Source organism: Salinivibrio sp. EAGSL (assembly GCF_013366455.1).
In the GTDB taxonomy this organism is placed as follows: domain Bacteria; phylum Pseudomonadota; class Gammaproteobacteria; order Enterobacterales; family Vibrionaceae; genus Salinivibrio; species Salinivibrio costicola.
In genome coordinates this window covers 1-8,885 of sequence record NZ_JABWMG010000034.1, presented here as the reverse complement: position 1 = coordinate 8,885, position 8,885 = coordinate 1, and the positions used below count along the sequence as shown (strand labels likewise).

7 protein-coding genes and 1 pseudogene are annotated in these 8,885 nt (G+C 46.5%); 3 read left to right on the top strand and 5 right to left on the bottom strand.

What is annotated here, in order from left to right; all coding sequences use genetic code 11:
• Positions 1 to 219: 219 nt before the first annotated feature.
• The 5 genes and pseudogenes from HLG76_RS14405 to HLG76_RS14385 form a co-directional block, all read right to left on the bottom strand.
• On the bottom strand, positions 220 to 1,233 hold the full coding sequence (locus HLG76_RS14405) for a sugar transferase (RefSeq protein WP_175993906.1): 1,014 nt from the start codon (positions 1,231 to 1,233) through the stop codon (positions 220 to 222).
• 30 nt (positions 1,234 to 1,263) lie between these two features.
• Positions 1,264 to 3,443 (bottom strand): annotated as a pseudogene (locus tag HLG76_RS14400) (YjbH domain-containing protein).
• Positions 3,444 to 3,445: 2 nt separating this feature from the next.
• Positions 3,446 to 4,189 carry a capsule biosynthesis GfcC family protein gene (locus tag HLG76_RS14395; protein ID WP_175993905.1) on the bottom strand — a complete coding sequence of 248 codons (744 nt, stop codon included), beginning with the start codon at positions 4,187 to 4,189 and terminating at the stop codon, positions 3,446 to 3,448.
• Positions 4,182 to 4,871, bottom strand: coding sequence for a YjbF family lipoprotein (locus HLG76_RS14390; RefSeq protein ID WP_175993904.1), 690 nt, complete (start codon positions 4,869 to 4,871; stop codon positions 4,182 to 4,184). The genes HLG76_RS14395 and HLG76_RS14390 overlap by 8 nt, the downstream gene beginning before the upstream one ends.
• Before the next feature lie 79 nt (positions 4,872 to 4,950).
• Positions 4,951 to 5,286, bottom strand: a complete 336-nt coding sequence (locus HLG76_RS14385) for a hypothetical protein (protein ID WP_162274006.1) — start codon at positions 5,284 to 5,286, stop codon at positions 4,951 to 4,953.
• Between the two features lie 649 nt (positions 5,287 to 5,935).
• Between HLG76_RS14385 and HLG76_RS14380 the strand changes: the two genes are divergently transcribed.
• From HLG76_RS14380 to HLG76_RS14370, 3 genes are read left to right on the top strand one after another with little or no spacing between them, the layout of a single operon-like run.
• The gene (locus tag HLG76_RS14380; protein WP_175993903.1) at positions 5,936 to 6,730 is read left to right on the top strand and encodes a glycosyltransferase family 25 protein; all 795 of its coding nucleotides are present in this window, start codon (positions 5,936 to 5,938) and stop codon (positions 6,728 to 6,730) included.
• Positions 6,731 to 6,743: 13 nt separating this feature from the next.
• Positions 6,744 to 8,048 (top strand): O-antigen ligase, encoded by a 1,305-nt coding sequence (locus HLG76_RS14375; RefSeq protein WP_175993902.1) that lies wholly within the window; start codon positions 6,744 to 6,746, stop codon positions 8,046 to 8,048.
• A gap of 39 nt (positions 8,049 to 8,087) precedes the next feature.
• On the top strand, positions 8,088 to 8,747 hold the full coding sequence (locus HLG76_RS14370) for a glycosyltransferase family 32 protein (RefSeq protein WP_254877710.1): 660 nt from the start codon (positions 8,088 to 8,090) through the stop codon (positions 8,745 to 8,747).
• Positions 8,748 to 8,885 lie beyond the last annotated feature (138 nt).

Here is an 8,885-nt window from a genome sequence, read left to right as displayed (position 1 = left end):
GTATCTGTATATGATCATCGATATTTACAGTCGGAAAATCGTCGGTTGGGAGGTTGATGACCGTGAAATCTACCGAGACGCTGCGCTTCTAGAAACTAGAGACTAGGAAAAGCTCAAAGCGGCTCATAAAATAGTCTCTAGTCTCTAGTCTCTAGTCTCTAGTCTCTAGTCTCTAGTCTCTAGTCTCTAGTCTCTAGTCTCTAGTCTCTAGTCTCTAGCCTATCTCCCCATCCCGAATAACACAGTCTTCACTGTCAACGCCAGGATTTTAAGCTCCATTTTCCAATTCTGGTGTTTGATGTAATACACATCATATTTATGCTTCCAAATCGCATCTTCAACTGAGGCGCCATAAGGGTATTTTACCTGGGCAAGGCCGGTGACGCCGGGTTTTACCGCATGGCGGAACCGGTAGTAGGGGATCGACTTTTCTAACTCTGCAATAAACACTTCGCGCTCTGGGCGCGGACCCACCAGTGACATCTCGCCTTTAAACACATTAATCAACTGCGGTAGCTCGTCGATGCGGGTTTTACGAATAAAGTTACCCACTTTGGTCACACGTGCGTCGTTCTTCGTCGCCCACTGCGCGCCGTGTTTTTCGGCATCGTTGCGCATGGAGCGAAACTTAATTACCTCAAATTCGCGGTTATATTGCCCCGTGCGGGTTTGTTTAAAAAACACTGGGCCGGGCGATTCCAGTTTGATAAGCAGTGCGGTCAGTAAACCAATAGGCAAAGCGAACAAACCAATACAGGCTGCAAAGAAAAGATCAATCGCACGTTTTTCGCGGCTGTTTTTGCGCACAGAGAGGATAGAAAAGGCTTTTTGATGCAAAAAATAGCCGCTGTGGAGCAGTTCAGTTTCTGTGTAGCCTAAGGTGCGATCAAAATAGCTCACTAACGGCTCCACCCAGGCGCCAAGCTCGGTGGCGCCAATAAGAAACTGCTGCTGCTCACCGGATAGAAACGAGCTTTTAAAGTGACATAAGGTTTTACCATTAAAGTCACGGATATCGTAGCAGTTGATACAGGCATTGATTTCGGGGTGGCGAGCTAACAATTCACTGAGTTTGGCGACATCGTCATCGGGGCAAAATACAAACAGCGAGCAGTGGCTGTAGTCACGCTGTGCGTGTTGCCATTGGTAAGCTGCCGCAGCGGTTGGCGCTTCGTTTAGATGCGGTGTATCCATCTCGCGGGTTTGAATCTCGTTTTGTAAGGTATCTGTCATAATTATTAACTTACTAGCCAATCATTCAAGTTAGTCATTCAAATTTTTGCGCGTAAACCAAGGGGCACGGTCGTCCGTTAACTCATAAAGCGAGTATTTGCGGTTAAGTTTTTGCCCGCCATCGCGCTGCAGTGGCTGCCAAGAGAGCCCGCCACGCGAGGTGGTCGGTTTAACCGAGAGTAAATCAAACGGTATCGAGACATAAAAACCCTTGGTAAAGCTGCCTTCGCCAAATTCATCGGCGGATAAATCGGTTTTGCTGGCGTACGCGCCCACGGTGATCCCACTATCAAACTGCTTGGCAATATCTACTGTCACGCCGACATCTTCTGTTAAATAGCGACCGGCGCTTATTTTGGCTGATGTGCCATTAAATAAGCCTAGCGGGTTTTGCCAGTAAAGGGTAGCGTGGCCAGTGGTGGTGCCGGTTTGTATCCGGAATCCTCGGTTGCCATTTTCTGCAGGTTGATATTCGTTTTTAAATAGCCCAAACGCTGAGCCGGGCTCGCGTTGCTTGACGTAGTTGGCATCAAGCCCAATCGCGAACTGGCTATTCATAGGGCGGTAAAGCACTTCGCCGCCGACACCGGCAAACATGGTCTCTAAGTAGCCGCCATAGGTTTGGGTGTACCAGTTATCACCCCAGTGATCTAAGTAGGTCAGTTGCACATTGGTGACTCGCACGGTGTCTTCGAGATATTGGCGGTTAAGGGTGCGCACCGCTTAAGATCGGTGCCATCGGGCGGCACTGTGTATTTAAATTTGTCGTAGGTATCGGCAATGTTGACATACACGCTAGACGAGGCAATAAAGTGATCGCCTAATCGGGAGGCGGCGTTGCCTGTCACGCCCAGTGAGTACATGTAAAAATCTTCTGAGCCGCCAAACGATTGCACAAACACAGGGGCGAGACCGGCATCAACATTATCGCGCTGGTTGGCTTTTTCGGTGCCCGATGTGGGTTGCGGCTGCTGGCGCGTGCGTGCATCGTCGGGTTTGGCGCCCACATAGCTGTTAGTAGCGACAGCGGCATAGGTGTTGGCATCAATCACGGTTTCAGTGATGGGCTGACGTTCAGCTTGGTCAATAATCCGGTATTGTTTGGCATCAATGCCGGTATTAGCAATCAGAGTGGCCGCGCGCGTTTGTGCGGTATCTTGGTTGCGGTATTTGCTTTGAGTGCCTGCCACTGTGACGGTGTCGCCATCAAAGTGTACTTGGTTATCTTGATACCCAGCTACACTGGCAAGTTGGTGGCTCAAGGCTTGCCATTGGTCGTCGCTTAAATCTGCTTGTTTGGCGGTTGGGCGATAGCTGGGTGCATTGTCGTCAAGCCAAAAGGGACTGACTTGATTAAAGTTGGTATGCAGGCTTAGTCCCGCCGTGATCACCGCGCCGCGCTCGTAGGCTAACCGCGCGCTCCCCCAATCACCAAAACGGTATACTGCTCCCACATTCCAAGGGCTGTTGACCTCCATGGGAATGCCGGTTTTGGTGCTAATAAAATCGGCTTTGTAATCGTTACCGTCGTATTCAAGCTTTAGACTTAGCGGCGCATAGGGGGTTTGGTATTCCACCCCGCCAAATAACGCGGTACAGCCGGTAAACATGCGATTAACATCAACACTGCCGCCTTTGCCTGAATAAGTGGTGTCACGGCCACAATCCACCGATTGGTTTTTATCGCCGGTGAGGTTGGCGCGATTACCCATATAACCCCAGCCAACGCCGAGTGAGAAATCAAATGGGCCGGCGTGTTTGGAGCCGACAATATATTCACCATCAAATAACCCGGTGCCACCAATATCCCGCACACCAATGGCGAGTTCCGGTAACCAGTAGCTTTCTTGCATCAGGCGTAATTTGGCATCAATGCTTTTGTCGGTGTATTTAGTATCGCCGCTAAAGTCCGGGTCGTTACTATAGAGTAAGTCGTGCACCTGGGTATAGCGGACCGTGGTTTCTAGCCAAGGAAACAACTGCAGCGAGGTATTAAAATGCACATAGTCTTCGTTGTAGGTGCTGCCTAGGGTAAATTCCCCGTCGGGAGCCGTGCGCGCGGTGGGCATTTGCATCAGGCCCACGCCACCAAAATCGGTTTGTGAATGGATAAGCTCGGGATAATCGAAGCTGTCGGCTGACACGGCATGGCTAACGGCTAATGCCACCGCAGACAGTAAAAGGCGTCCGGATGCAGAAGAAAGAGACATCATTATGGGATTAACCTGTTTTGTAAATACGTCAGAACATGCTGGTTAGGCGCGATCGCTTGGCCTTTAATAGTTTTGCTGGGCAAGGGGATATAAATCACGGAGCCTGACAGAATATCGCGATGCTGGTGATTCCAATAAGCAATTGGGTATTGGGCGCGCTCACCGCTCGGGCTAATGACCCACACGTGAGAGATGCCTAAGGTGTCTACCTTGGCTTGCTGGATGTAATCACTGGCAGTGTGTCGCTCGCCCCAAGAGTAGTCACCGGGTTTATCCACCGCGCCGAGCACTGTTACGTTTGTTGGCCGTTTTGGCAGTTGCACGTGCCAATTCTCTTTTAACACCGGGTTGGTATTGGGGGTGATGCGGGTGATGTCGGGGTCAACCGTGCCGGGTATACGCTCGCCAACCGCCATGTTGTTTAGTGTGTGATACAGCGTTTGCCACTGTTTTTTTACTGTGCCGGTATTAACGGCGATTTGATGACGAACCGGTTGCAAATCGGCAATTTGCTTGGCTTTTTCACTGTCTTGCTTATAAAGCCCGGCGGCGGGCCAATAGACATCATCAAGTGAGCGTTGTTGAGCCTGTGTGATGGTTAGTACCGCCTCAGCCAGGCGCGGTGGCTGCGTAAACGACAGCGCAACATCTTGATTGGCAGTGAGCAGATTAGCCTTGGCTGGGAGAACGATTAGCAAGACGGCGGCACATAATCCGCGTTTAATCACCTGATAATTAATCATCTGCGCCCCCTTGATATGGCTTTAAATGCGTCAGTGTTACCGCCGGTAGCCCCGGTGCGAGATGTTGATAGGATTTGATGATTTTGCCCGTGTCGTTAGCGATCCAATAGTCATTAGTATATTGAGTATCGAGTGCCGGAAGGGTGACATATTCGGTATAGTGCGTTGTTGCCACGGGTGTGCCATTCACGGAAATATTTTGTAGCTTGCGGCGCTTAAAGGTGGAATCGGCTCGGTAGCCACTGTGGTTGCCTGGTTGCCAGTCAATGGTGCGCGACCATGTGTGCGGCATGGAAAGGGTGTTAAGGCCAACACTTAATGGATCGGGAGTGTCAGTGTGCGTCGCTGCTAGGTTACCATCGACTAAGTTCACCGTTTTTACCAGCCGACCGTTACGCGTCACCAGCATTTCATTCTCGCCGGATAGCCATTTTAAATTCGGACTCGGATGGTCGCTGGGCTCAACAAAGGCGAGCACCATAAAACCTCGTGGCCCGTTATCGAGTTGTGCATAGAGGCTGGCATAGGGCAGTGCGTTGATCTCGTCCCAGCTTTTTTGCGCATCGGGAAAGCCTTGATAAGCGAACTTGAACGAGTCACTGAGATCTTGTATGCGCTGCGTGCACCCAGTTATTGTGAGCGCGATAAAAATAGCTAAAGTAGAAAAGAAGGGCTTATTCATAGGTTATTGGTTGACGGGCTACATTGATTAAAAAGTAGCTACAAAGCCGGCTTTGTAGCTACTTGAATGGCTATTGCCTTTAGTTATTTGCGTTAGCGCTAGCAGAGGTTGACGTGTTGTTATCGTCATTGTTAGCAGCAGCAACCGCCACGCCAATGGCCGCAGCAGCAGCGACACCAGCAGCAACTGCACCAGCGCCAATACCACCGGCTGCAGCGCCAGCGGCACCTGCTCCAGCAGCGCCCGCACCGGCTCCAGCCCCTGCGCCAGCAGCACCCGCGCTAGCACTTGTACCGGCACCCGCGCCAGCACCAGCGCCACCACCACTTGCGCCAGCTCCCGGCGCGGCTTCTGTTGCGGCCATTGTGCTTGCTGCGAACAGCATAGCAATCAGACCCGTTGCAATTTTTTTCATTCGTCTCTCCATGATTTTTGCATTAATACAAAAACGTCTGCAAACGCAGACACCTGTAAACTCTAATGGCTATATGGCGAGAAGTAAAATAAATACCGCACACATCACAGATCTTTCATCTTAAATGTGCGGTAAAGCAGCCTCGTGCTTGCATTGGGGCTCATGCTTTTTCTGTACTCTGTATTTAAAAGCTCGAGTACGGAATACGGAATACGGGGCGCTGCGCTTACGGAGTACGGGGAAGAGTAGCCTCGTGCTTGCATTGGGGTTTTTGCTCTTTCTGTACTCTGTATTCCGTCATCGGTAATCTTGATCTTGAATACAGAGCGCTGCGCTTACAGAATACGGAGAAGAGCAAGGCCAGGCACGATACGCTTTTTCCGTATTCCGTATTCCGTATTCCGTATTCCGTATTCGGGAAGTTCAGGTTGTGTTTTTTGTACTTTATCTAAACACTCGATCAGTGTTGAACACTTTCATAATGAGTGAGGATGTCGATTATGCTACTCTTCTCGAGCTTACCTGCAGTAGTGCAAGGAAAATCCATTACTGTGCGTTATCTGGTTGTTTCTAAAACAAACTGTTAATCGTTTATGGCGCCAGCAAACGAAGGATGTGACCTGAGTCGTGTTTTTGAAAGAGTGAATGAATGCGTCCGAATAGAAAAACAGGGCAAGATGTACAGGTTTTTGTCATTAGCTTACGCGAGTCTACAGAACGCCGAGCCCGAATAAAAAAACAGTTGGATCAAAAAGGGCTGGACTTTCAGTTTTTTGATGCAATTGATTCGTATTCCCACGCTTCTCTTTTAGAAGAGCGCGAAAACATTCAAAAAACCCAAAGGGTGAAAGGCTATCGGTTGCAAAATACTGAGTTAGCCTGTTTTGCAAGTCATCGTTGCCTATGGGAAAAGTGCATTGAAAATCAACGCTCTATGATAATCCTTGAGGATAACGTCGATCTGAAAGACTTTTCCGTTGAAAGCTTATTAAAAATATATGAGCAGAGTCGTGATTTTTTTTATATCAAACTATCCGCGACAAACAAGAAATCATTCATTAAAATTAAAAAATTGGATGGAAACTATTTCTTAGGGCAATATACTGGTAATACCTGTGGTACGACTGCTTATATTATTAGCCCGGCTGCGGCTAAAGCGTTTCTAGGTGATTCTGAACAGTTTCTTGAGCCAGTTGATGATTATATGGAAAAAACTTGGAAGCATGGCGTCAAAACATATAGTGTTTCCCCATGCCTCTTTGAACGAGCAAAAATAAGCTCAACTATTGGAACATTTTCTAGTAGAAAGAGAAAGCTAAATATCACGTTAGCTAAGCGACTATATATTGAAGCTTACAGAGTGGTTGAAGACTGTTTTAGGTTTTTCTTTTTTATGGATTGGAAGAAAATAATAAAATATAAAATTCAGCGCCACTGGTTTTAAGGAATGGTTTGGCATGAAGAAGAATATTGCATGGAGCGTCCAGCTGTCCCAAAACAATCGGGCAGTTGTTGTTTTTATGATTGCTTGTTGCGTAGGTTATGCGTTATTTAAAACATCTTATCGATGGGTTGGTGATATATTTCAAACGCTTGTTATTTTAGGAACGCTTGTCTCAATTTATATCAATAGGAGAAAAGCTACAAAAGAACCGCTCGTATGGTTGATGGTGTTGGCTGTCATCACCCCTTTTTTTAGTTGGTTTAACGCCCTGTTTGAACATCCAAGTATAGTCAGTTCAACTCCCGACTTAGGTGCTATTTTTAACTTCTATTTTTTTCTTTTCGTTGCCTATTGGATAAGGCATGACAAAGTGTATATCAATAGTTTTATGATTGCATTTTGCCTCGGTGTGTTATTAACCATGTACTCTTATGCGCCGGATATGGTGAATGAGATTACTCGCGGACTCAATGGTCAACGTGTTGATTTTTCGTATGTCAATGCAAATCATCCAGCAGCACTCCTGGGAGCAGCGGTAATCGTTGCAATTAGCTTTTGGGTGAAACAACAAAATAGCTCTGCATTTTTCGGAGCTACCCGAACGTCTATTAATATCATGCTTATTCTTTTTACCACTATTTCTTTGATGATGCTCGTTTTCACACAGTCTCGGCAGTCATGGCTTGCACTGGTGATTAGTCTGGGGTTGATGGCGTGGGCGTATGTGTATCGGCGGTATGCGTTTAATCCAGCGATAACATTGTTCATCATGGTAGTTTTGACCGGTTTGTCGGCCATCATTACTGCCCAAATTCCTATTATTAACGATCGATTAATGGATGAAAAAGACGTGGTATTGGCTTTGTTGTCATTGGACTTAGACAATATTCCTTTCTCAAGTATCGGTATTCGTGTTCACTTATGGTCCGAATCATTCGCATGGATTAAAGAGAACCCACTGTTGGGTCTCGGCCAAAATGGCAGAGCCTTGGTCATCTCATCCTCTGAAGTGATGCCAGCGTTTGTAAAAAAGGACTTTACCCACTTACATAATGGGTATATCGACACCCTAGTGAACTATGGGATAGTAGGATTAATGATTTTTATGGTTAGTATTTACAGCTTATTAAAAAGAGGTATGAGTCAAAGTCAAACAATGCGGTGCGCGTCTCTGACTATAGGCTTTGTTAGTTTCTTCATGGTCATTAATCTTTTTGAGTCCTTTTTAACCTTTAAATCTGGTGAGTTCATTTTTAATTCAGTGGCTGCGATGATTCTATCCATGATTTACAATGATAAAAAAGAAGTGGGGCTTTAAATGTTTACTAAAATACATGCTGTTTGGCTAGGGAATAAGATGTCACCACTCGCGCTTGCTTGCGTGGATGATTGGCGAAAACAAGGTTACGATGTAAAGGTTTGGACGGAAAAAGATACAGAGATACTCACATGGATAAATAACTGTCAGTTTGCAAAAGAATGCTTCTCGCGTGGGTTGTACGCGTTTGTGAGTGACTATTTGAGGCTTAAAGTTCTAGCTGAGTATGGCGGGTTATATTTAGATACTGATGTGACGATTAGACGTAATCCGTTTGATTTATTTAGTGGTTATGAGTTTGGAGTGGGCTATGAAGATAATGAGAATATCGGTACCGCGGTAATATTTGCACTACCTCATTCGACTGTGCTCAAAGATGCCATTACCTTTTACGAAAATGAAGTTCTGACATCCCCTCTCTTTATGGGGCCGAAGATCATGACAGAAATCGTGTCTCGGCATCAATATAAATCAGGCTTTGTGCATAGAGTGAAACTGTTTGATAAAGAGTGCTTCTATTTTTATGATGGTGATGGAGTGTTACCTGATTTCTCATCAAAATCTTATTTAGTCCATTGGTTTCAACATAGCTGGAAAAACCCAAAGAAAGAAGTCTACCTAAAAACGAAGCATCTAGGCTTTTGGGGTAAACTTTATGTACACCAGAAGTACTTGTTTCGATTTAAATCAAAAAAATAAGCAAAATGAGAAGACGAGACAAGACGAGACAAGACAAGACGCTTCGCTTCTAGAGACTAGAGACTAGAGACTAGAGACTAGAGACTAGATAGAGCAGATCGTGCTTGCATTGGGGCTCTTAATATGGGGAAGAGCGAA